At 44.5% G+C, this 1,113-nt stretch carries 2 protein-coding genes; both read left to right on the top strand.

The genetic code is table 11. The annotated features are described in order from the left end of the window. Window positions 1-141 (top strand): M23 family metallopeptidase (locus A3757_RS25445; protein ID WP_156506521.1); only part of this gene is annotated, 141 nt, incomplete at its 5' end. 116 nt (window positions 142-257) lie between these two features. Next, the coding region (gene rpoS, locus A3757_RS23435; protein WP_068740379.1) for an RNA polymerase sigma factor RpoS at window positions 258-1,113 on the top strand (856 nt) is incomplete at its 3' end.

Consider the following 1,113-nt stretch of genomic DNA (forward strand, 5'->3'; position numbering starts at 1 on the left):
GTTAAAGAAGGACAAAAAATAATAAAAGGTCGCAAGATCGCAGAGATGGGGAGCTCTGACTCAAAACAGGTAATGCTTCATTTTGAAATTCGGCGCAATGGTGAGCCGGTTGACCCAATGAAATATCTGCCTGCGAGATAAAACTATCCTAAAAGGGAAAAATGCCAGTTGCGAGGCTGGTAGCGTATTTATTTAAACAGCTAGGTTGCATCATCAAGGATCTTGATGAGCAAACAATAAAAAGCGAGGCAAGACAGATGTCAGCAGAAAGAGAAGCGTACTTTGACGATGTAGTAGAAATTGATGGCGTTGAATCAGAAGAGACAACGACTGAAAGTTGGGGTTTTGAGGAAGAGGCTGAGACAGTCGTCACTCCGATAACCGCGAAAAAGAAAGCTAAGAAGACAGGCATAGACGGTCGCTCATCAGAAAGTCAGTCATACCGTCAGCTTGATGCGACACAAATGTACTTGAATGAAATCGGATTTTCTCCGCTTTTATCCCCAGAAGAAGAAGTTTATTTTGCTCGCTTGGCGCAGAAAGGTGATGCGGCCGGGCGTAAGAGAATGATTGAAAGTAACTTGCGACTCGTTGTAAAGATCGCACGTCGCTATGTTAATCGTGGTTTGACTCTACTTGACCTGATTGAAGAGGGTAATTTAGGCCTAATTCGCGCAGTTGAGAAATTTGACCCAGAACGTGGTTTCCGCTTCTCTACTTATGCAACATGGTGGATTCGCCAAACTATTGAGCGCGCAATCATGAATCAGACGCGTACAATTCGTCTGCCTATTCACGTAGTAAAAGAGCTGAATTTATATCTGCGTGCTGCACGTGAGTTGACTCAAAAACTTGATCACGAGCCATCGCCAGAAGAAATTGCAGATTTGCTTGATAAGCCTGTTGCTGATGTTAAGCGCATGTTGGGCTTGAACGAGCGTGTTGCCTCTGTTGATATGCCTATCGGCGGCAGTAGCGACAAATCATTACTAGATACAGTTGCTGATGAGTCAGCGTCTGATCCTGCAGAGTTGCTGCAGGATAGTAACCTTAAAGGTAGCATTGATGGCTGGTTGGATCAGTTGTCTGGTAAGCAGCAAGAAGTTCTTTCTC

This window comes from Oleiphilus sp. HI0117, assembly GCF_001635235.1.